Origin of the sequence: Klebsiella sp. CN_Kp066, from assembly GCF_040065135.1 — a bacterium.
Taxonomy (GTDB): domain Bacteria; phylum Pseudomonadota; class Gammaproteobacteria; order Enterobacterales; family Enterobacteriaceae; genus Klebsiella; species Klebsiella oxytoca.
This window is the reverse complement of record NZ_JBEAIU010000001.1, coordinates 54,313-76,466: the sequence shown is the minus strand read 5'-3', so window position 1 is coordinate 76,466 and position 22,154 is coordinate 54,313. Positions and strand designations below refer to the sequence as shown.

Below are 22,154 nucleotides of genomic sequence, written 5' to 3'. Positions count from 1 at the left end.
GACACGCTACGCGGCTTTGCGGAAACGACGAGTCAGGCGCTTCTCAACTTCCACCACCAGGAACATCGCGATACCGATGACCAGGGTGATGAACCAGTAGCGCAGCGGCAGCCCTTCGGTGCCAAACATCGTCTGCATCACCGGTACGTAGATGATGACCAGCTGCATCAGCAGCAGCACGCCGCTCACCAGCCAGATGCCTTTGTTACGCAGAAGCCCCATATTCAGCGAGAAGCTGTCGCTGCTGCGGCAGTTAATCATGTAGACCCACTGCGCGGTGACCAGCATCTGCAGCAGGACGGTGCGGATAAACTCCGGGCTGTGGCCGCGCGGCGCCAGCCAGGCTTCAAGAATAAAGGCGGCGACGGCGATCATCGTGCCGACGAAGGCGACGCGCCAGACGGCGAAGGCATCCATGACGTGCTGGCCGGTTTTACGCGGCGGTCGGTTCATGGCGTTGCGCTCGGCGGCTTCAAACGCGAGGCCAAAGGAGAGCGTGGCGGAGGTGGCCATGTTCATCCACAAAATCAGTACCGGCGTCAGCGGGATAATGTTCCCCGCCAGCAGGGCGATGATAATCAACAGCCCCTGCGCCAGGTTAGTCGGCATGATGAACAGAATGGTCTTTTTCAGGTTATCGTAGACCCGGCGCCCCTCTTTGACCGAGCTGGCAATAGTGGCAAAGTTGTCATCGGTCAGGACCATATCGGCGGCCTCTTTGGTCACCTCAGTGCCCTTAATGCCCATGGCGATCCCGACGTCGGCCTGACGCAGCGCCGGAGCGTCATTGACGCCATCGCCGGTCATGCCAACCACTTCACCGTTATCCTGCAGCGCTTTCACCAGGCGCAGCTTGTGCTCCGGGCTGGTGCGGGCAAAGATATCGAACTCCACGGCGGCTTTCGCCAGCTCGGCGTCATCCATATGCTCCAGCTGGTAGCCGGTCATCGCCTGGCTGCTGTTGGTGATCCCTAACATCTGGCCAATACTCATCGCCGTCTGCGGGTGATCGCCGGTAATCATCTTCACGCGGATCCCCGCGTTCTGGCAGGCGTGGATAGCGTCGATCGCTTCCGGACGCGGCGGGTCCATCATTCCGGCAATGCCGAGGAACACCAGCCCTTCGCGCAGATCGTCGTGGGACAGCGTGGTGCTGCCGACGTCAGCCGGTTTGTAGGCAGCGGCGACCATGCGCAGGCCCTGGCGGGCAAAGCGCGCCATCTCCTCTTCCCAGTACTGCGGCTCAAACGGCACCGCCCCCTGCTTGCTCATCTGCTGGCGGCACAGGGCAAAAATCACGTCCGGCGCGCCGGTAATCAGCACCTGCTCGACGTCGCCCATTTTCTGGTGGGTCGCCATGTACTTGTACTGCGAGTCGAACGGGATTTTCGCGACCAGGCGGGCATCGACGGGCTCCAGCCGCGCTTTCGCCGCCAGCACCTTCAGCGCGCCTTCGGTTGGCCCGCCGGTAATGCCCCACAGGCCGCGCTCGTCCTGAATCATCTGGCTGTCGTTACACAGATCGATGGTGCGCAAATAGGTTTCCAGCACGCTGCCCGGTTTAATCTGCACCGGCTCGTTGCTGCCTTCCAGGCAGATGTTACCCTGAGGCTCGTAGCTGTCGCCTTCGACGCGGTAGCAGCAGTCGGCGGTGATGATCGCTTTAACGGTCATCTCGTTCATCGTCAGGGTGCCGGTTTTATCCGAGCACACCACGGTCATGGCGCCCAGGGTTTCCACTGTCGGCAGTTTGCGGATAATCGCCCGCTGACGCGCCATTGCCTGTACGCCCAGAGAGAGAATAATCGAGATAATCGCCGGTAAGCCTTCCGGCACGGCGGCCACCGCCAGGCTAATCAGGGAGAGCAGCAGCTCGCCGAGAGGAATATCGCGCAGCGCCAGGCTGAAGACGAACAGCGCAGCCATCATCGCCAGGATGATAACGAAGATCGCTTTACCGAGCTTATCCATCTGCACCAGCAGCGGCGTACGGTGCTTTTCAATGCCCGCCATCATCTGGTTGATGTGGCCGAGTTCGGTATCCTGGCCGGTTGCGGTCACCACGCCAACGCCGCCGCCGGCGCTGATGGTCGTGCCGGAGAAGAGCATATTGGTACGGTCGCCCAGCGGCAGTTCGCCTTCCAGCGCGTCGGTGGTTTTATCCACCACCGTCGACTCGCCGGTCAGAATGGCTTCTTCAACCCGCAGATTATGGCTCTCAATCAGGCGCATATCGGCCGGCACGCGGTCGCCCGCGCGCAGAATCACAATATCGCCCGGCACCAGGTCGCGGGTCGGGATGGTTTCGTGTTTACCGCTGCGCTGCACGCGCGCGTCGCTGGAGAGCATATTGCGGATGCCCTGTAGCGATTTTTCGGCATTGCTCTCCTGGATATGGCCGATCAGGGCGTTGATCACCGTGACGCCAAGAATGACAAGGGTATCGACCCAGTGCCCCATAACCGCGGTGAGCGCGGCGGCGGCCAGCAGGACGAAAATCAGGACGTCGTTAAAGTGGGCAAGGAAGCGCAGCCAGGCTGGCTTGCCTTTTTTCTCCGGCAAGGCGTTCGGGCCGAAGGTCTGCAAACGCTCGGCGGCTTCAGCGGCGCTGAGCCCGTCGACATGGCTTTTTTTCTGCGCCAGCACCGCATCAACCGTCTGCTGATATGCCCGGCGTGGCGCGACATCCCCTGAGGGGGTGGTATTATTAGTTTTGATCATTTTGGTCAAAATATATCTCCCTTAAAATTCCGTGAGGCGGAAAGCCTGGAATCATTCCGGGCCAATGAGAAAAATTTTAAACAGGCGGGAGATAATTTGAGCTTGCGCAATATTTAATCTCTCGCAAATACAAAATTTATGGTAAGTTAATTCTATAGAACAACTATTGCAGAATATTAATAAACCTAAACTAAACGAGGTCTACTATGTTTGGAATCTATCGCGGACGCCGCCTGGTGCTGTACATTCTGCTGGCCATTATTATCGCTACTCTGGTGGGATATAGCACCTATACTTTTGTAAAAGCGCTGGCTTAATAATGACGTTAATTTACATTAAAGCGTAATTAACTTAATCACAAATAAGCCCAAAATAATTAACAAAGAAATGAGTGAGAACGTTTAAATATAATACTTAAAGCGTATTTTAATTGCGTACGAAACGATATTGCATTGATTCCCTTTTTACCGGACAATATGTTTTTAACTGATGATTAACAAATAATGAAACATCCGCTAGAAACGCTCATGAGTGCCGCCGGCATTCTCCTGCTGGCTTTACTCTCCTGTCTGCTGCTGCCGGCGCCCTCGCTGGGTCTGACGCTGGCGCAGAAGCTGGTGGCGACGTTCCATCTGATGGATCTCAACCAGCTTTATACGCTGATCTTTTGCCTGTGGTTTTTAGCGCTGGGCGCCATCGAGTATCTGGCGCTGCGCTGGGTCTGGCGTCGCTGGTTCTCTCTTGAGCGCTAATCCGCTCAGGTCGCGCATACCGTTGATCAGGCCTTCGCACCAGGCGACATAATCGTGGCCGCTCGAGGAGGGATGAAAGCTCACCTTATATCCCTTCTCGCTCAGTACCCGCCCGAACTCAAGCGTATTGGCATAAATACCGCCGTCCGGCCCGCGGGTCTCAAATCTTCCCGCCTGTAGCCAGAAACGGACCGGATAGCGCGGCGAGTGCTGATACTGTCGGGTCAGCCAGCTGGCTTCTTCCCCTTTCGGCGCCCACCAGTACGACCCGGACAGGCTCAGTACGTTGCCAAACTGCCGGGGATAGCGCAGCGCCACCCAGGACGCGGCCAGCCCGCCGTAGCTGGATCCTGCAACCACGGTTTTTTGCCGGGTCAGGCTGAGCCCCTGGCGGTTCAGCCAGGGCAGCAGCTCATGGGCCATAAAATCGGCAAAGTGCGGATTTGGCGGCAGCTCCTTTGCCCGCCGCGGATGATCGAGGCTATCGATAAACACCACGTTAATCGGCGGTAGCCTGTGGCTGGCGATCAGGGCGTCCAGCACGTTGGCGAAGCGGTATTCGTCCTGGTAAGTTTTACCGTCAAAGAGCAGCAGGGTCCAGCGCGCGGGCTGCGGCAAACGTGGGCGATAAATCATGACTTCACGCGCGTTTTGCAAAAAGTCGCTGCGCAGCTGATGGCGGGTCAGCGTCCCGTAGCGTAGCGGCTGCGCCATCCGCGGCGCCGAGCAAAAACGCGCGGGGTTAAGAGCCAGCAGGGAGTAGCGACTCCAGCGGTCGTGGGCGGCATTGACGCTATTCGGGTTTAGCGGGTCGGCCTGGGCGCTGACCAGAATAGCCCGCCGCTGCTCGCGCGCGCCGCCGGCTACCTGCGGCACATCCGGGGCCAGCTTATACTGCATTAAGGTATCGGCAGGTACGACGTAGCTACGAAACCAGACGTCAGAATCACCGAGACGAAACAGCGGATCGTGATCCCCCGCCGGCGAACCCAGAATAAACACGTTGCGGCTCGCTCCGCGCCACAAGAAGGTCACCCGCTTATGGCTGGCGTCCACCGATTCCACCATGGGCGTTCCCTCCAGTTCACGCTCCCGCCAGAAAGTCGCCGTTGAGCCTCCCGCCGCTAGTTCCTTCTTCAGCAGCTGCAGGCGCGGGCTGACCGGGTCCAGCGTCTGGATTTTGGCCAGCGCGGTGGTTTCCCGCATCTGCCACTGAAAACGCCAGCGGGCTCCTTCTTCACCGTGGAGCACCAGCGAGGAGGCGCGGTTTACCGGCAGAGAAAATAGCAGGGTTTGCTCGCCGTCCGCCGGGCCGCCCGCCAGCAGCGTGCGCAGACGGCGGTTATGTTCATCCAGCAGTCGGGCATCGGTAACGCCGGAGAGCGTCGCCGCGACGTAGTTCTCTCCTAGCCTGGGCAAGTCAAAACAGACCTCACCGCTGGCGTCGAACTTCCCCTCCAGCTCTCCCTGTAACGAAGGGGATTCACAGTTCATCGCCGCCGCCGGTAAAGCACTTAACCCCAGCAGCAGACCGCTCCATGCCGTTTTCATTGCCCGATAGTTCCTTGTAAGAATTTGTTAATAACGCTAATGCAAATAATAACCATTTGCAATAACATTAAGGCCGTTAATGATGACCGCTGAAGGATTCACTTCGATGAGGGCGGTTTTTGATGGCGATTTAACCAAGGAAAAATCATAAATATGTTTAAATATAATAAGATAACAGCATTATGGACTGCGACTCTGGCGGTATCTTCGATCGGGAATCAGGCGCTGGCGGCGGAGGAAACGCTTGTCGTCACCGCGGGCAGTAGCGAAGATCCTACAGCGCCGCTTAAGGGAATAGTGGCCACCAGGACGCTATCCGCGACAAAAACCGCCGCAGAGATCGTCAAAACGCCGCAGTCAGTATCGGTGGTTACCCGCGATCAAATGCGCGCGCTGGACGTCACCTCGGTATCCCAGGCGCTGCGCTATAGCGCGGGCGTTTTTACCGAATATCGCGGTTCATCTAACCGCAACGACGAGGTTTTCGTTCGCGGCTTTAGCTATGTGCCCAAGTTTCTCGATGGCCTGAGCTACGGCGCGACGGCCTCCTCGCAAACCGGTACTTTCGACCCGTGGCTGCTGGAACGCGTCGAGCTGGTACGCGGCCCGGCCTCGGTGCTGTTTGGCCAGGTAAACCCCGGCGGGCTGATCGCCATGACCAGCAAACGCCCTGTCAGCCAGCCGATTCATGAACTGCAGTTCCGCACCGGCAATCATCATCTTGCCGAAGGCGCTTTCGATTTTGGCGGCCCGCTGAGCGATGATGGCCGCCTGCTCTATCGTCTGAACGGGATCGCCCGTACCCAGAATAGCCAGGTTGAAGATTATAAAGAGACGCGGATGGCCATCGCCCCCGCCCTCACCTGGTATCCTGATGACGCCACGCGCATGACGTTATTAACCAGCTATCAGAAAGACCCGGATGCCGGTTACCGTAACTTCCTGCCGCGCTACGGTACGGTGGAAAGCGTCGACGGCAGCTATATTCCGCGTGATTTTAACGTCAGCGATCCCAGCTACAATCAGTCGTGGCGGGAACAAACGATGATTGGCTATGAATTTGAGCACCAGCCAGACGATACCTTTACTCTGCGCCAGAACGCCCGCTACGCCACCATCAAACAGAAGTATCGATACCTGGTTTATTCCAGTAGCCCCGCCAACAGCTCGGTACTCTCCCGCCGCGCCCAGCATGAAACGCGCCAGACCGATGAGTTTGGCATTGATAACCAGCTCGAAGCAAAGTTTGCCAGCGGCCAGGTGGCCCATACGGTGATTGGCGGTCTGGATTACAAAACCAGTAAAGATAAGCAGTATCTTGGCCGGGCCGGAGGCTCGCAGTACGATCTCGACTGGCGCAGCCCGACCTACGGCGTTAGCGTCGATGAAAGCGCCTTCAGCCCCGCCACTAATGAACAGCAAAATCTCGATCAGGCTGGGGTCTATGTTCAGGATCAGCTGAGCTGGCAGAACTGGGAACTGTTAGTTTCCGGGCGCTATGACTGGGCGGAAGTACGCACCACCGATTTTACCGACGCCAGCAGCACCCAGCAGAATGATAATAAGTTCACCTGGCGCACCGGCCTGCTGTACGCCTTTGATTCCGGTCTTTCCCCCTATATCAGCTACAGCACCTCCTTTGAACCTAACCTGCAAACCAACCGCGCGCCTGGCGTTGGACCGTTCGATCCCAGCGAAGGCAAGCAGGTGGAAGTCGGCGTGAAATACCAGCCTGACCCAAACGCGCTAATCACCCTTGCGCTGTATGATTTAACGCAAAGTAACGTCGCCACCTACAACAGCGCCGCCGGATGGTTTGAGAATAGCGGTAAAGTGCGTTCCAAAGGGGTTGAGGCCGAAGCGCACGCGACGCTCTTTGAGAATCTCAATCTGATCGCTTCATACACTTATACCGATGCAGAAACCGTCAACACTACCGTTGTCGGTACCGAAGGGAAAACGCCAGCGCGTATTCCGACCCATATGGCTTCAGCCTTCACCAGCTATACCCTGCCGGACGGCGCGCTGAAAAGCCTGACTGCGGGAGTGGGCGTACGCTATATCGGTACCAGCTATGGCGATGCGAAAAACACCTTTAAGGTTCCGGCGGTAGATCTGTATGACGCCATGGTCAGCTATGAATTGGGCGAGCTAAACTCGAGCCTGAAAGGCGCGCAGGTACAGTTCAACGTAAACAACATCGCGGATACCAGGTATGTGGCCTCCTGCGCCAGCGATAGCGCCTGCTTCTACGGCATTGGTCGGACGGTGACGGCAACGGTCAGCTACGCCTGGTAAGAACAGCCTCCGCCGGTTTCCCCGGCGGACGCTTTTTCAATGCGCGCGGCTGTGATTTTCTTTACGGTAGGCGCCCGGCGGCTGGTTAAACGTACGGGTGAAGATGCGGGTAAAAGTTTGCTGCGAGTCAAAGCCGTATTTCAGGCAAATATCGTAAACCCGCTGATCGGTATCGCGCAGATCGCGCGCCGCCAGCAGCAGCTTACGCTCGCGGATATAGCGCCCCAGACTCTCCCCTTTGTACTGTAAAAACAGTCGTTGTAAATGCCACTTCGAATAACCGGCATGGCGCGCAATATCGTCAATACGTAGCGGTTGATGCAAATTTTCATCAATCCACTCGACGATAGTATCAATGACCTGAGCGGAAATAGTCATATGTCCTCTCTCCTCCTGAACCACTCTCATCGTTAGCGCCACCAGGCGTTAAATGATTGCGTTTTATCAGCGACCCAAACCGGCTCACCCAGCATAGGCGTCAGCAGTCGCCACGGTCGCCCTGTGCTGGCCTCCGCCAGTCGTTTATACGGATCGTCCCACGTGTGTTTTGCCAGCACGAAGCGCCCGGCATGGCCCGGCAGCACCGCGCGTGCATGAATATCGTCAGCGGCCTGCGCCGTCTCTTCCGGCATCATGTGGATGTACTTCCAGTCCTGGTCATACTGACCGTTTTCCATGATCGCTAAATCCACTTCGCCAAACTGTTCGCCAATGGCTTTAAAGTGCGGGCCGTAGCCGCTGTCGCCGCTGTAGTAAATTTTCTGCTGCGGGGTAACGAACATAAAGCTGGCCCATAGGGTCTGGTTGCGCTTGAGGCCGCGGCCGGAGAAGTGGCGCGCGGGCAGGACGTGTACCGTCAGCTCATCGCTCACCTGCAGCGCCTGATTCCAGTCCGCCTCGCTGATTATCGCGCTCTCCATTCCCCAGTAGCGCAGGTGCGACCCCACGCCCAGCGGCGTTATCACGCGCTTGACCTTCGGCATCAGGGCTTTGATGGTGGCGTAATCGAGATGATCATAGTGATCGTGCGAGATGATCAGCAGGTCGATCTCCGGCATTCCCTCAGCGTGCCATGGGTAATCCCCGGTAAAGGCCTTATTAATAAAAGAGAAGGGTGCGGCATAGTTGCTAAATACGGGATCAATCAGGATGCGTTTGCCCGCCAGCTGCAGATACCAGGAGGAGTGACCGAGCCAGACCATCGCGTCCTGCCCTGACGGCAGGCCCGCCAGATCGGTGTTCACCAACGGCAGCGGCTGGGCCGGTCTGGCGTTCTCGCGCCTGGCGACGAGAAACTCCCACCACGCGGCCAGCATATTTTTTTGCCCGGTAAAACCCGGCGTCGGGAGCTGATTGTGAAACTGGCCGTCATGATAGTGCGGCGACTGTTCCACCAGGCTGAGCTGCGCGCCCTGCGGCGCCTGGCCAAATCCGGCATTTAACACAAACGGCAAAGTTGTTGCTAACGCTAATAACATGATGGCGACCACGCTGAAAATGACACGGTTCATATCCTGACCTGGCGAAATCCTCCTTCCTGGAGGTTTTTGTTATAAGGGTTGATTATGAGTGAGTAAGCACTCATTATTAGGAAGAAGCTGAAAGTCGTCAAGACGATTTTCAAATTTTGACAGACAACGTTGCAGTGCCCGTACCGGGCATGCTTAGATCGTGGTTTTATAACCTGTGAGGTAAAGTGTAGTGGCTCGTCCTAAGAGTGAAGATAAAAAGCAAGCGTTACTGGAGGCCGCAACCGCCGCCTTTGCCCAGTCGGGAATCGCCGCCTCAACCTCCGCTATCGCCCGCAGCGCCGGGGTAGCCGAGGGGACGCTGTTTCGCTACTTTGCCACCAAGGACGATCTGCTTAACGAGCTTTATCTCTCTATCAAATCGGGGTTAGTACAGGTCATGGTGGCCAGTCTTAAACCGAACGAATCCCGTCCGAAAGAGAATGCCCGCAATATCTGGAACAGCTATATCGACTGGGGTATGCGCAAACCGATGGAGCATAAAGCCATACGCCGCATGTCCCTGAGCGAACGGATTACCGATGAAACGCGTACCCGGGTTAAAGAGATGTTTCCTGAGCTCAACGAGATATGCCAGCTTTCGGTTAAGCCAATTTTTCTTAGCGATGCCTATCGCACCTTTGGCGATGCGCTGTTTCTGTCGCTGGCGGAAACCACGATTGAGTACGCCAGCAACGATCCGCAGCGTGCCCCGGAGCTCATTGCGCTAGGCTTTGAAGCAATGTGGCAGGCGTTACATGAGGATACGCGCTGATGGACCACCGCTCGCTGCATGACCACGCGCACCGTATTGCGCTGGAGCTTCCCTTTACCGAGCACTGCTGGCCGTTCGGCCCGGAGTACGATGTGTTTAAAGTCGGCGGGCGGATTTTTATGCTCACCGCAACGGTACGCGGCCGCGCGCTGGTCAACCTGAAGTGCGATCCGCAAAAATCGCTGCTTCATCAGGCCATTTACCGCAGCATCGAGCCCGGCTATCACATGAACAAAAAGCACTGGATCACCGTGGTTCCCGGCGAGGATATCAGCGTGGACCTGCTGGCGGAGCTGATTGATGATTCGTGGAATCTGATCGTCGATAAACTGAGCAAAAAAGAGCAGCAGCGGCTGCGCCCGGGGTGATTTTCAGCGCTGCGCGATAAGTGTTATCGCATTTTTGCCCCTTATCATTTGCCCGCCATCGCTGTACTCTTCCTTCACGAAACGCACCCGCAAGGGGTTGTAAACAGTGAGGAAGAGTATGGATATCGTATCGGTTGCCTTAAAGCGCTACTCCACCAAGGCATTTGACGCCACCAAAAAGCTAACTGCCGAGCAGGCGGAAAACCTGAAAACGCTGCTGCAGTACAGCCCGTCAAGCACCAACTCCCAGCCGTGGCATTTTATCGTTGCCAGCAGCGATGAAGGCAAAGCGCGCGTCGCCAAAGCGGCGAGCGGCACCTACGTGTTTAACGAACGTAAAATTCTCGACGCATCGCACGTGGTGGTGTTCTGCGCCAAAACCGCAATGGACGACGCCTGGCTTGAGCGCGTGGTCGATCAGGAAGAGGCCGATGGCCGCTTTGCTAACGCCGAAGCCAAAGCGGCAAACCATAAAGGCCGCACCTTCTTTGCCGATATGCACCGCAAAGATCTGCATGACGACGACCAGTGGATGGCGAAGCAGGTGTATCTGAACGTCGGCAACTTCCTGCTGGGCGTGGCGGCAATGGGCCTGGACGCCGTACCGATTGAAGGCGTCGATTTCGCAATTCTCGATGCCGAATTTGACCTGAAGGCCAAGGGCTACACCAGCCTGGTCGTGGTGCCGGTCGGCCATCATAGCGTTGAAGACTTTAACGCCTCCCTGCCGAAATCACGCCTGCCGCAGGCGACGACGATTACCGAGATTTAATTCCCTTCTGCCGGGAACGCCCGGGCCATGGCGCAGCAGCGTCTCGCCCGGGACTTTCTCCCCCCACTCTTTCCCCCTCTTTTTCTGCCTTTTGTGCCAGGTTTCCGGCGTTAATAAGCCCGCTTGTGCCAGGAATAACGCCTTTAGTGTGAACCAGCCGCTTTAATTAATTGATAAATAATATTTTTTATTTCTGGCACGCCCTTTGCTCTTAACAGATACCACTATCTGGATGAAGGAGAAACCGGGTGAAACATATCTATGTGGCCAGCCACGGCCATTTTGCTCGCGGACTGGTGAACAGTTTATCGCTGCTGATTGGCGACGAACACGGCGTTATCCCGGTCTGCGCCTATGACGAAGATATCGTGACCACCGAACAGCTGGAGCAAACCCTGGAGCATCTCATCGTCCAGGCGAATGGTGATGAAGTGGTGATCTTTACCGACCTGCTTGGCGGCAGTATCAACAATAGCGCCGTGAGCGTCTTGATGCGCCATCGTAACGTTTTCGTGGTCGCCGGCATCAATCTGACTCTGCTGCTGGAGTTTCTGCTGTGCGAAGAAGCCACTACCGAGGCCGCGATTGTCTACGCCACCAGCGCGGCGCGTGAATCCATTGTTTTCATCAACCCTCTACTAACACAACCATCCTCTGACCCACAGGGAGAATCTCATGATTAAACTCGTGCGCATTGATTATCGGCTGCTGCACGGCCAGGTGGTTTTTGCCTGGACCCGAGCGCTGGATATCGACCATATCATCGTCGCTAACGCCAAAGCCGCGGCGGATGCCTTCATTACGATGTCGCTTAACCTGGCCAAGCCGGCGGGCGTCACGCTGGACATCGCCACCGTTGAACAGGCGGCGGAAAAGCTTAACGGCGGCAAGTTGGATCATAAAAAAGTCATGGTGGTCCTTGGCAATACTGCTGAAACCCTCGCGCTGGTAGAAAAAGTCCCGGGAATTAACGCCATTAACTACGGCGGTCTGCCGCAGAAGGAGGGCGCAAGACAATTCGGCAAGGCCATCTATCTGACCGAAGAGGAAATCGCCGATAGCAGAGCGCTGAAAGAGAAAGGCATTCGGCTGGAGATGCGTCAGGTACCCGCCCACTCGGCCGAGCTCCTCAACGAACAACTTTAACTTCGGAGGTCACTATGTTGCTCACCGCAACGTTACTCGGACTGATTGCCGCCCTGGGGATCCTCGATGGCCGCCTGCTTGGGGTATCGATGATCGACCGGCCGCTGGTGATGTGCGCCCTCACCGGTCTGGTCTGCGGCAATCTGCATGAGGGGATTCTGATTGGCGCTACGCTGGAGCTTATTTTTCTCGGCAACGTCGCCATCGGCGCCGCGCACCCACCCGATATCGTGACCGGCTCCGTACTGGCGACCGCGTTTTCGATCATGTCCGGCCGCGGTCCGGAGGCTGCACTCACCATCGCCATCCCCGTCTCAATGCTGGCGCAAACGCTGGGCATTCTGGTACGCGTGGTGAACGCCCGCTTCGGTCATCTGGCGGACCGCTATGCGGCGCAAGGTAATACCCGGATGGTCGGCCTGATGCACCTCGGCGGTCCGACGCTGCTCTATTTTTTAAACGGATTTCTGCCGGTTTTTTTCGCCATCCTGCTCGGCTCTTCGGCGGTTAGCTGGTTCCTTGAGGCGATTCCGCCGGTGATCACCAACGGATTGATCGTCGCCAGTAAGATCCTGCCGGCGCTCGGCTTCGCCCTGCTGATCAGCATGATGCTCAGCAGCAAACTTATGCCGTACCTCGGTCTGGGCTTTCTGATAGCGGCATATACCAAACTGGATATCATCGCCATCGCGCTATTCGCCGTGGTGTTGGCTTTTATCATCAGCCAGTTTCTTAATCTTAAGCAGCAGGAGAGCTAATCATGAGTGAAATGACGCAGACCCTGTCAGGCGCCGCCCAGCCGCAAAGCGATGACGCAAGCCGGGTCACCGCTCGGGATTTACGCAGCGTGTTCTGGCGCTCCTTTACGCTGCAGGGCTCGTGGAACTACGAGCGCCAGCAGCATATGGGCTACGCCTTCGCAATGTCGCCGGCCCTGAAGCGTATCTATCAGGACCCGACGGAACTGGGGCGCGCCCTGCAGCGCCATCTGGTGCTGTTTAACACCACGCCGCACCTCTCCACCTTTATCTTCGGCTTGTCGATCGCTATGGAAGAGGAGAATCAGCGCAATCCCGAATTTAATGAAGAATCGATAAACGCGATTAAAACCAGCCTGATGGGGCCGCTGGCGGGTATCGGTGATTCCATATTCTGGGGGTCATTGAAGGTGATTGCCGCCGGGATGGGAATTTATTTCGCCCAGCAGGGCAGCCTCCTGGGACCGATAATGGCGTTGTTAGTTTATAACCTACCGCATCTGTTATGCCGCTGGTATGGGCTGAAGCTCGGCTATCGGGCTGGCACCACCTGGCTGATGCGGATTTACCAAAGCGGACTCATGGATCGGGTCACCTATATCGCGTCAATCGTTGGCCTGATGGTCGTCGGCGCGATGACCGCCAGTATGATAGATATCACCACCCCGCTCAGCTTCACTGCCGGGCAGACGACCATGAAGGCACAGGAGTTTATCGACAAAATACTTCCTTCGCTGCTGCCTCTGCTTTTCACCCTTGGGATGTACAAGCTGATCCGTAAGGGAGTCAACATCAACTGGATCCTGTTAGGCACCATCGCATTTGGCATGGCAGCCAGCGCGTTAGGCCTGCTTTAAGAAGAGGAATATCACCCATGCACGTAGAAGACTATATGAATGAAACCCCCGCTCGCCTGCTCGCTATGCTAACGCAGACGCGGGAAGATCTCTGGCAAGCGGCGAAAGCGCTGGCGGATCGCGGGATCTCTCGAATCATCCTGACCGGTTCCGGTACGTCTTACCACGGCGCGCTGACCGCGCGGTCGTTTATGCAGCAGTGGTGCGGCATCCCGGTCGATGTGTACTGGCCCTTCCTGCTGGACGAGACGGCTCTATCCCTCAGCGATAAAGCGCTGGTCATCGGCATTTCTCAGGGAGGCGGCAGCCTCTCCACTCTCGCCGCAATGGAGCGCGCCCGGGCAGCCGGGCACCTTACCGCTTCCATGGCCGGGGAAGCGCCAGCTGCCATCGACCAGGCGGCAGATTTGATCCTGACGGTCCCCTGTGGAGAAGAGCGCGCCGGCGCCAAAACCAAAGGTTATCACTGCACCATACTCAACCTGATACTGCTTGCGCTTGCCGTCGCCAGCCGCCAGCAGCGCCTGAGCGATGAGGAGCGCAAGGCGCTACTCGTCCGCATGGAGAGGACGTTCAATCATTTGCCGACGCTCATTGAGGCCTCGCAGGCGTGGGTTCTCAATCACGCCCGGCCGCTTATCGACAGCGCAGATATTCGCCTGACCGGCCCGGCAGGACTGTTTGGCACCGTTCAGGAAGGCGCGCTAAAGATGCTTGAAACGCTGCGCTGCCCGGTGGCCGGCTATGAATTTGAGGAATTCATCCACGGGATCTATAACGCCTTCGATGAGCGTTCAACCCTGATTATGCTCGATCCGCATCCCGATGAGCGTCAGGATCGTCTGGCGGAAATACTGTCTGGTTGGACGCCGCATATTTATCGCATTGGCCCGCATGTTGACAATAACGGTAAGAACATGCCCTTTACGTTTATTAACGATCCAGACTTTGCAATCTTTGAATATATTATTCCATTGCAAATGGTTTGCGCCAGGCTACCGCCAGTGAAGGGTGTCGATCCCGCAATACCTAAGGATCCGCAGTTCCACCAGAAAATGAAAAGTAAAAAACTTAATTAAATAATGCCCTGTAAAAGTTATCCGCCATGCAGCGGAGGACCCTTTACATCTCAAGGAGACCAATATGTCTATAGCTCAGAAAAACGCCCACCATATTATTCGCGATATTTTAACCAGGCAACGTATTGAACGCGTGTGGTTTGTTGGCTGCGGGGGTTCGTTGACCGGCTTCTGGCCGGGGAAATATTTTCTCGATTGTGAAGCGAAAAAGCTGGCCGTCGGTTATGTGACCAGTAATGAATTTGTCCACGCGACGCCGCAAGCATTAGGGGAAAATAGCGTGGTGATCCTTGCCTCTCAGCAGGGCAACACCGCTGAAACGGTCGAAGCCGCCCGCATCGCGCGTCAAAAAGGCGCGGCTACGATTGGACTGGTATATACCCCCGGCACGCCGCTGTGCGAACACAGCGATTACACTATCGAATACTGCTGGGCTCGCTATCCCGAAACTGTCGATCCGACACAGCAAAAAGCGGCGTACAGCCTGTGGCTGGCGCTGGAGATCCTGGCGCAAACAGAAGGATACGACCATTACGCTGAGATGGTCAGCGCCTTTGCCAGTTTTGAATCCGTGGTGCGCGGCGCTCAGCAGCAGGTGCAAGCGGATGCGCAGCATTTTGCCGAAGCCTGGAAAAGTGAAAAGGTCATTTATATGATGGGCAGCGGTCCTTCGTTCGGTGCCGCGCATCAGGAATCCATCTGTATTCTGTTGGAGATGCAGTGGATTAACTCCGCCAGCATCCATAGCGGCGAGTATTTCCACGGCCCCTTTGAGATTACCGAACCGGGAACGCCGTTCATTTTATTAAAAAGCAGCGGCCGCACCCGTCCGCTGGACGATCGCGCGATCCGCTTTATCGAACGCTATCAGGGAAAACTGCAGATTATTGACGTGGAAAAAGTGGGAATTGATGCGCTTCACGCCAGCGTGCGCGAATATTTCTGCGGCCTGCTGCACAACTGCGTTCTTGATGTGTACAACCTGGCGCTGGCCACCGCCCGCAACCATCCTCTGACCACCCGCCGCTATATGTGGAAAGTCGAATATTAATTCGCTAACCCTCTGCCAGCCCCGGCGACCTGCTCCGGGGCTGCGCTGAGGATTACCAGCGAAAATCGTCAACGCGTAATTCAAAAATATCGTGAATATAACCAATTTCCGCTACCGGCAGCGTCACGTTATAGAGTATTTTCAGGCGCTGAAACGAGTGGTTCACCATAGCAATAAATTCTCCGTGCTGGCGAGAAAATTGCTCAAGATTTTTATAATGGGTAATTTCATTACGCATTACCAGACGCTCAATCATGCAGCTGAGATGCACATACAGGCTAATAATTAAATTATTATTAAAATTAAAGCCAAGCGTGTTTTGCCACTCTGCAATAATAGTCTCAATATGGCTCATCGTTTTTCCGGCATTCAGTATCGTCAAGGAGTTGACGACGTTATGCAGCGAAAACTCACGAACCATATTTTTATTAATCAGCGCAATTTGCTTCTCATTGAGATAGCCGCTTAAGAGCTGACTGAGATGCCGATGCCCCTGCTCGCCCAGCAGCTCTTCAATACCTACCCATGGCACCCCCGCCAGCTGTGGGTCGTGCGTACCCACAACCGCAATCACTTCATACTGGTGGAGCAAGGATATCGCCGTGCGGCTATTTTTTAAGCGCGTATACTCGCAGGCGATAATGTTAATATCAAAGTCGCTGAGCAGGCTCTTCTCCATCAGATTTTTAAATTTAAACGCAGTACCGATTCCGGTAATGCAGGTCACCAGCAGAGCACGCTCTTTTTTTTCTGTCGGCCAGAAGACATCCCAGCGCGACTGATTGAGCGGCACGATCTCTTCGGCAATATGTTCGATATTTTTCCCCAGCGCGATCTCGCTGGCGACGTTCAGCGCCATGCGCGTCGTGACGTTATCCACCACCACCAGCGGGCCGTTAATCACCGACAAAAGCGCATCGGCAATCTCTTTGGTATAGCCCATATCGATAAGCACCATGACTCCGGCTCGGGTATCGGTATGCTGGAGATAATCAACCACGGCGCGGCTGACGTCGCTGAACGCCACCTCCATCGGCATGTCCATCGCCTGGTAGATCTTCTCGCCAATCAGGCGATTGGCGACCCCCGCAATGCTGCTGGCGGTCGAATAGCCGTGGGCGATAATCACCGCTTTCACTTTTCCGCCGCTGGTCGCATCAATCGCATTGCTGACGATAGCGGCAACCGCCAGGCGGTCAAGCGTATCGATGAGCAGATCGTATTTGTTATTGACGACATCCAGTAGTTTCCCCGCGATACGCTGCGCCAGCCCCGCTGAGGACTCCAGCCAGCGCTGCATCACCAGACGCGCGGGCTCGGCAACGCTGCGCGGAGCAAGAGGCAGGCTGGTCAGGTAGCGGCCAGTAAGATAGGCGAATTCGGCATTCAGCTGGAGATCGTAATTGGCGGCGATCGCCTTGCCCACATCCTCAATAAAGCGCAGCCGCTTGTCCTGAAGAGAGACCGCGCTCTCCTGATTCATCAACGCATCGAGATAGAGCGTCACGTTTTGATAAATGAGCTTTTCAAAGGTCCTTGCGCTGATATTGTCCTTCCCGAGTTCCTCGCAGAGGCTGCAAATATTTTCCGTTAGCCGTTGATACTCATGATGACGACCGGAAAACAAAGGCTGCGCGTCGCCATCGCGGTAAATCATGACCCGTTCGCTATTTTGCTGAAGAGAAAAAGGCGCATCCGCCAGCAACCGGTCGGGCAGTAAACCCGCTTTTATCTGTAAAAGATCGCTATCCCGCTCGCCAAATGTCCAGGCGCTGGCGCAAATATTGCGGATCAAATTCTCTAGTCCGCCGACGTTACCCTCGAGCGTTTCGCGCATCAGCTGGCTGATGATTTCGCCGTCCAGCGCCAGATCGTGATGTAATCGCTGCGCTTCACGGCGAAAAAAGTGATGGATAAACGCCAGTCTTTCATACTGTCCACGCTCGGCGATCGGCAGGATTTTGACGATCACCGGAATACGACGTATAAAAGTCGCCAGGAAGTGCTTTTCCAGATCCTCCGTTGAAGCAAAAATCAGCCGTACCGTGGCGCTGCGCTCCTCGCTGCTCTCCCCCAGCCGCCGCCAGCTACCGTTATCCATAAAATGGAACAGCTTCTCCTGTCCTTCGGGGGGCAGACGATGAACCTCATCAATAAACAGTACCCCGCCGTTGCTGGTCTCGATAAGACCGGGGACTGATTTATCCGCACCGGTAAAGGCGCCCTTCGCGTGCCCGAATAATTTCGAGGTCAGCAGCTCTGGATTATTCGCGTACTCAGCGCAGTTAAACACGGTAAAAGGCGCATCGGCAGGCAAAACGCCCTGTTCCATCGCATAACGCCAGAGCTGGCGCGCAAGGAAACTTTTCCCCGTGCCGGTGGGACCGCGCAGCAGAAGCGGTAGACCTGCGCCGGGGTAGCTGATGGCGGCCTTGCACTGCCGCAAAGCTTCCTGCAGGCTGCCCTGAGCGCCTATCAGCTGCGCCAGACTATCCTGGCGCTCAGCGCACAGGGCCTGAAGGGAAGCGTATTCGCCGTGTCGAACCGCGAGGCGGTGGTGGTCGCGCAGCGCGGCAATGGGTAAAAACAGCACCGGGCGACCATTTACTTTGACCACCCGCTGCTCGCGATGGAGATTATTCAGATGATGGCTGATGATACTGCGTTTTTGCTTCAGGCTATCGGCAATCGCCATCGCATTAAACTCGCCAAGCGCTTCCGCGGTCAGCGGTCGCCCGACGATCCGTTGTTCTAGCTGGCGAAAAATCGACTCCTTATTCATCTTGCGCCCCTGTCAAAAGCGTAAAATTCGCTTATACGACAATTCGCGTAAGACGTCGCTGCCCCCTGCCACACTTCTTAAAAAAGCTTAATTATTCATGGGTTACCCTTCCCGCATGCCAGATGCGCTCCGCATAGCGGCCAATTACCGCCAGCGAGACTGCGAGGATCAGGAAAAATGCGACTTTGTGCACGCCATCCCAGAAGAACTCGAAGAAACGGGTATAGAGGTTGATCGCCAGGAACGTCAGACCGAAGCCGCGCAGCATGCCGTCGTCGGTTTTCAGGCTGATATAGATACAGATCCCCGCCGCCACGGCGAACAGCAGCCCCCACGGCAGCAGCTGCCTTTGCGCTATGCTGGACCAGCTATCCAGGTCATAGTTGCCAAAAATCGACAGGATCCACAGGGCGATAAACAGATAGATCAGCCCCATCGCTTTACTGACGGTAAACAGCTGGCGCTGGCGCAAAGCGTGTTGCGCGCCGTAGCAGAGCGCAAGCAGCGCGCCGCCGAACAGCACGAAGCGGATCGGGTAGTTCATGCCCAGCCAGTAGGCGCCCCAGCCCGAAACGTAGCCGGTTTCTGCACCGAACCAGTTGCCCAGCGACAGCAGAAAAAAGAGCCACACCAGCCCGGAGCGAGCAAAAAAGCCAATCGCGCCGTAAATCAGGCATCCGGCCAGGAACAGCGGCGCGATATGACCGCTGCCGGTATCCAGACGTTCGCCAAGCTGCCACAGCGCCACGGCGGTAAAAATAACCCCCAGAAAGAGGATCGCCTCAGTGCTGTAGTGCCACTGCGTTTCCCGCCGCTGGCGGCGAAAACCCCAGGCGTAGCAGGCCACCGCCAGCAGCGCGGGCAGGATGATTCGCGTCAGCGCCGAGCGGCTGAACAGGCTCAGCAGAAGCTCAATCAGGGCGCTGTCGGCAAACAGGCTGCCCAGCGCGACCAGCACGCAGGCCAGCGCGGTCCAGAACGCATAGCGGCTCAGCCGCTGCCAGTCGAAGGGAGAGACGCGCAGCGTTTGCGCCAGCCGCTGGCTATCCTCAGGGGCTAAATCGCCGCTGGCCTGCCACGCCTTTAGCGCGCGCTGAATAATGCGCTGCTCTTTACGGGTAATATTCATGGGCATTCCTTGAGACTGATGACAAACCTTTTTTTGGCTATTGTGCTCGCATTTCTGCCGGGCGGCGCCTTGCCGGGCCTACGAAAAACCGCAATATCAACCTGCTATGCAATGCGCTGTAGGCCTGCGCAAGCATCGCGCCGCCGGGCAGTTCCTGAAGATTGAACTTTGTCAGCAATCTGATTCCTTGTCATTAGTGTTTATCCAGCCACGCCAGCGCCCGTTCGCCCATTTCATCCATCGGCAAATAGACCAGCAGGCGCGAGCCGTTACGCGGGGCCGAGTACCAGTACATCTGCTGCAGGCTGAAGCGTCCGAGCTGCGGATGGTTAAAGTTTTTCACCTGATTTTCCACCCCGCGCACCTCATAGCGCTGATGCCAGAGGGACTCAAACTCCGCCGACGCGGCAAAAAAGCGCGCCAGCTTATTCTCCCACAGCGGATCGCCGCGGTGCTCCGCCATCGCCGCGCGAAAATAGGAGACAAACGTCGCCAGCACATCGCGATTTTCAATACGGCTGCGCCAGGTTTCATTGGTCAGATACAGATAAATACAGTTGCGATCCTCTTCCGGAATGGTGGCGAAATCGATACCCATCAGGCGGCAGAAGCTGTCGTTCCAGGCCACAATATCGAAGCTCGGCTTCTGAATACTGGCGGGCTGCGGCATCAGGCTATCAAGCATCCGCCGGGTGCCGGGGCTGATGCCTTCGCATACCGTGACCTGCGCGGCTTCCGGCGGCGTCAGTCCGGCCAGGACAAACAGGTGCCGGGTCTCCAGCGGGCTGCACTGCAGCGCGTTCGCCACCGACACCAGCACGGCCTCGGACGGATTAACGTCCCGCCCCTGCTCCAGCCAGGTGTACCAGGTGACGCCGACCTCCGCCAGCATCGCCACCTCTTCCCGCCGCAGACCCGGCGTGCGTCGTCGGCCAACGCGCGGCAACCCCAGGCGCTGCGGATCGAGGCTCTCACGCCGGGCGCGCAGAAATGCCCCCAGCTGTTTACGGGCATCATCGGGCGCGGCGATCGTCGATTCACGTTGCGGCATGGTCGTCATAAAACCTCCAGCATGGTAGTGCCAATACCAGTATAAGCAGGAACTGGTACCCGTTTAATTTATCGGTGATGCTACGGCCATCCGCTGAATGACGCAATGGAGAGATCCGATGAATTCGTCTGCTGTTTCACCCGGCCGCGCCGGTTTATTCCTTCTGTTGACCGGCCAGATGCTGCCGCTGATCGACACCTCGATCGCCAACGTCGCGCTGGACTCCATCACCCAATCGCTGAACGCCAGCGCCACCCAGCTGGAGCTGATCGTCGCGCTGTACGGCGTCGCCTTTGCCGTCTGCCTGGCGATGGGCAGCAAACTTGGCGATAACTATGGCCGCCGCCGTCTGTTTATGTGGGGCGTGGCGATTTTTGGCGTCGCCTCCCTGCTGTGCGGAATGGCAAACTCTATCACCACGCTGCTGGCGGCGCGCACGGTCCAGGGCGCCGGCGCGGCGCTAATCGTGCCGCAGATCCTCGCCACGCTGCATATCACCCTCAAAGGCAACGCCCACGCCCGGGCCATCAGCCTGTACGGCGGCATTGGCGGTATCGCCTTTATCGTCGGTCAGATGGGCGGCGGCTGGCTGGTCTCGGCGGATATCGCCGGTTTAGGCTGGCGGAATGCCTTCTTTATTAATGTGCCGATCTGCCTGCTGGTGCTGGCCTTTAGTCCGCGATACGTCCCGGAGACCCGGCGCGAAGCGCATTCGCGCATCGACTGGCAGGGCACCTTCAGCCTTGCGCTGATCCTCTGCTGCCTGCTGTTTCCGATGGCGCTGGGGCCGGAGCTGCACTGGCCGTGGACGCTGCAGCTGATGTTAGCTGCGGTGCTGCCGCTGCTGGTCTGGATGCGGGCCAGCGCGCTGAGCAAACAGCAGCGCGGCGAGCAGCCGCTATTGCCGCCTCGCCTGCTGAAGCTCACCAGCATTCGCTTTGGCATGGCCATCGCCCTGCTCTTTTTCAGCGCCTGGTCCGGATTTATGTTCTGTATGGCGTTGACCATGCAGGCCGGTCTGGGAATGGCGCCGTGGCAGTCCGGGAATAGCTTTATCGCGCTCGGCGTGGCCTACTTCATCTCCGCGCTGTACGCGCCGAAGCTGATTGCCCGCTACAGCATGGGACGCATTTTGCTGACTGGCCTGTCGGTGCAGATTGTCGGCCTGCTGCTGCTGTGCGCGACCTTTTATCGCCTCGCTACCCACACCAGCACCCTGGCGCTGGTCCCCTCCACGGCGCTTATCGGCTACGGGCAGGCGCTGATCGTGAACAGCTTTTATCGCATCGGGATGCGCGACATCAGCGCTTCTGACGCCGGGGCCGGGAGCGCAATTCTCAGCACCCTGCAGCAGGCGACGCTGGGCCTGGGCCCGGCAATTCTCGGGTCGCTATTCTTAACTCTCGCCCAGCGCAGCGGCGGCGACTATCCCCGGGCGCTGATCGATTTCCTGGCGGTGGAAGTGGTGATGATGCTGGTACTGGGCGCCATCGCGCTGTGGCTACGCCGACACCTTAACGTCCGTCCGGCGGTAGCGACGCCATAATTCACATCGG

The 22,154-nt window shown here is 57.0% G+C and carries 19 protein-coding genes; 12 read left to right on the top strand and 7 right to left on the bottom strand.

Annotation, left to right across the window (positions count from 1 at the left end; all coding sequences use genetic code 11):
• Positions 1-6 precede the first annotated feature (6 nt).
• A complete protein-coding gene (locus ABLV75_RS00325; RefSeq protein ID WP_097365599.1) occupies positions 7-2,721 on the bottom strand; it encodes a cation-transporting P-type ATPase in 2,715 nt (904 codons plus the stop codon).
• A gap of 503 nt (positions 2,722-3,224) precedes the next feature.
• On the opposite strand from ABLV75_RS00325, the gene ABLV75_RS00320 reads away from it, so the two are divergent.
• Positions 3,225-3,473 carry a DUF1158 domain-containing protein gene (locus ABLV75_RS00320; RefSeq protein ID WP_004100000.1) on the top strand — a complete coding sequence of 83 codons (249 nt, stop codon included), beginning with the start codon at positions 3,225-3,227 and terminating at the stop codon, positions 3,471-3,473.
• Here the strand turns inward: ABLV75_RS00320 and ABLV75_RS00315 are convergent.
• Positions 3,402-5,024, bottom strand: a complete 1,623-nt coding sequence (locus ABLV75_RS00315; RefSeq protein ID WP_004099999.1) for an alpha/beta hydrolase-fold protein — start codon at positions 5,022-5,024, stop codon at positions 3,402-3,404. The genes ABLV75_RS00320 and ABLV75_RS00315 overlap by 72 nt on opposite strands.
• 153 nt (positions 5,025-5,177) lie before the next feature.
• Between ABLV75_RS00315 and ABLV75_RS00310 the strand changes: the two genes are divergently transcribed.
• Complete coding sequence (locus tag ABLV75_RS00310; protein WP_004099998.1) at positions 5,178-7,322, top strand: TonB-dependent siderophore receptor; 2,145 nt, start codon at positions 5,178-5,180, stop codon at positions 7,320-7,322.
• 36 nt (positions 7,323-7,358) lie between these two features.
• On the opposite strand, the gene ABLV75_RS00305 is transcribed toward ABLV75_RS00310, so the two are convergent.
• Together ABLV75_RS00305 and ABLV75_RS00300 are read right to left on the bottom strand one after the other, a co-directional pair.
• Complete coding sequence (locus tag ABLV75_RS00305) at positions 7,359-7,700, bottom strand: RamA family antibiotic efflux transcriptional regulator (protein WP_004099996.1); 342 nt, start codon at positions 7,698-7,700, stop codon at positions 7,359-7,361.
• Between the two features lie 32 nt (positions 7,701-7,732).
• Positions 7,733-8,833: an MBL fold metallo-hydrolase gene (locus tag ABLV75_RS00300; protein ID WP_004099995.1), complete on the bottom strand. Its 1,101-nt coding sequence runs from the start codon at positions 8,831-8,833 to the stop codon at positions 7,733-7,735.
• A gap of 190 nt (positions 8,834-9,023) precedes the next feature.
• Between ABLV75_RS00300 and ABLV75_RS00295 the strand changes: the two genes are divergently transcribed.
• The 9 genes from ABLV75_RS00295 to ABLV75_RS00255 all read left to right on the top strand — a co-directional run bounded on the left by ABLV75_RS00295 (position 9,024) and on the right by ABLV75_RS00255 (position 15,636).
• Entirely contained in the window at positions 9,024-9,605 is a 582-nt protein-coding gene (locus ABLV75_RS00295) for a TetR/AcrR family transcriptional regulator (protein WP_004099994.1), read from the top strand.
• Positions 9,605-9,973: an MmcQ/YjbR family DNA-binding protein gene (locus ABLV75_RS00290; RefSeq protein ID WP_004099993.1), complete on the top strand. Its 369-nt coding sequence runs from the start codon at positions 9,605-9,607 to the stop codon at positions 9,971-9,973. The genes ABLV75_RS00295 and ABLV75_RS00290 overlap by 1 nt, the downstream gene beginning before the upstream one ends.
• Positions 9,974-10,091: 118 nt before the next feature.
• Positions 10,092-10,745 carry an oxygen-insensitive NAD(P)H nitroreductase gene (nfsB, locus tag ABLV75_RS00285; protein WP_004111163.1) on the top strand — a complete coding sequence of 218 codons (654 nt, stop codon included), beginning with the start codon at positions 10,092-10,094 and terminating at the stop codon, positions 10,743-10,745.
• A 248-nt stretch (positions 10,746-10,993) separates the two neighbouring features.
• Positions 10,994-11,428 carry a PTS sugar transporter subunit IIA gene (locus tag ABLV75_RS00280; RefSeq protein WP_004099989.1) on the top strand — a complete coding sequence of 145 codons (435 nt, stop codon included), beginning with the start codon at positions 10,994-10,996 and terminating at the stop codon, positions 11,426-11,428.
• Positions 11,421-11,891, top strand: coding sequence for a PTS sugar transporter subunit IIB (locus tag ABLV75_RS00275; RefSeq protein WP_004099987.1), 471 nt, complete (start codon positions 11,421-11,423; stop codon positions 11,889-11,891). Before ABLV75_RS00280 ends, ABLV75_RS00275 begins: the two co-directional genes overlap by 8 nt.
• Positions 11,892-11,905: 14 nt before the next feature.
• Entirely contained in the window at positions 11,906-12,649 is a 744-nt protein-coding gene (locus tag ABLV75_RS00270; RefSeq protein WP_004099986.1) for a PTS mannose/fructose/sorbose/N-acetylgalactosamine transporter subunit IIC, read from the top strand.
• 2 nt (positions 12,650-12,651) lie between these two features.
• Positions 12,652-13,506, top strand: coding sequence for a PTS system mannose/fructose/sorbose family transporter subunit IID (locus ABLV75_RS00265; RefSeq protein WP_004099982.1), 855 nt, complete (start codon positions 12,652-12,654; stop codon positions 13,504-13,506).
• A 17-nt stretch (positions 13,507-13,523) separates the two neighbouring features.
• Positions 13,524-14,585 carry an SIS domain-containing protein gene (locus tag ABLV75_RS00260; RefSeq protein WP_004099981.1) on the top strand — a complete coding sequence of 354 codons (1,062 nt, stop codon included), beginning with the start codon at positions 13,524-13,526 and terminating at the stop codon, positions 14,583-14,585.
• A gap of 64 nt (positions 14,586-14,649) precedes the next feature.
• Complete coding sequence (locus ABLV75_RS00255; RefSeq protein WP_004099979.1) at positions 14,650-15,636, top strand: SIS domain-containing protein; 987 nt, start codon at positions 14,650-14,652, stop codon at positions 15,634-15,636.
• A 52-nt stretch (positions 15,637-15,688) separates the two neighbouring features.
• Here the strand turns inward: ABLV75_RS00255 and ABLV75_RS00250 are convergent, their stop codons facing one another.
• The 3 genes from ABLV75_RS00250 to ABLV75_RS00240 all read right to left on the bottom strand — a co-directional run bounded on the left by ABLV75_RS00250 (position 15,689) and on the right by ABLV75_RS00240 (position 20,607).
• A complete protein-coding gene (locus tag ABLV75_RS00250; RefSeq protein WP_016809123.1) occupies positions 15,689-18,418 on the bottom strand; it encodes a sigma-54-dependent transcriptional regulator in 2,730 nt (909 codons plus the stop codon).
• Between the two features lie 91 nt (positions 18,419-18,509).
• Entirely contained in the window at positions 18,510-19,547 is a 1,038-nt protein-coding gene (locus ABLV75_RS00245; protein WP_004099976.1) for a hypothetical protein, read from the bottom strand.
• Between the two features lie 193 nt (positions 19,548-19,740).
• The gene (locus tag ABLV75_RS00240) at positions 19,741-20,607 is read right to left on the bottom strand and encodes a helix-turn-helix transcriptional regulator (RefSeq protein ID WP_004099973.1); all 867 of its coding nucleotides are present in this window, start codon (positions 20,605-20,607) and stop codon (positions 19,741-19,743) included.
• 109 nt (positions 20,608-20,716) lie between these two features.
• Between ABLV75_RS00240 and ABLV75_RS00235 the strand changes: the two genes are divergently transcribed.
• Positions 20,717-22,144, top strand: coding sequence for an MFS transporter (locus ABLV75_RS00235; RefSeq protein WP_004099971.1), 1,428 nt, complete (start codon positions 20,717-20,719; stop codon positions 22,142-22,144).
• Positions 22,145-22,154: the final 10 nt, after the last annotated feature.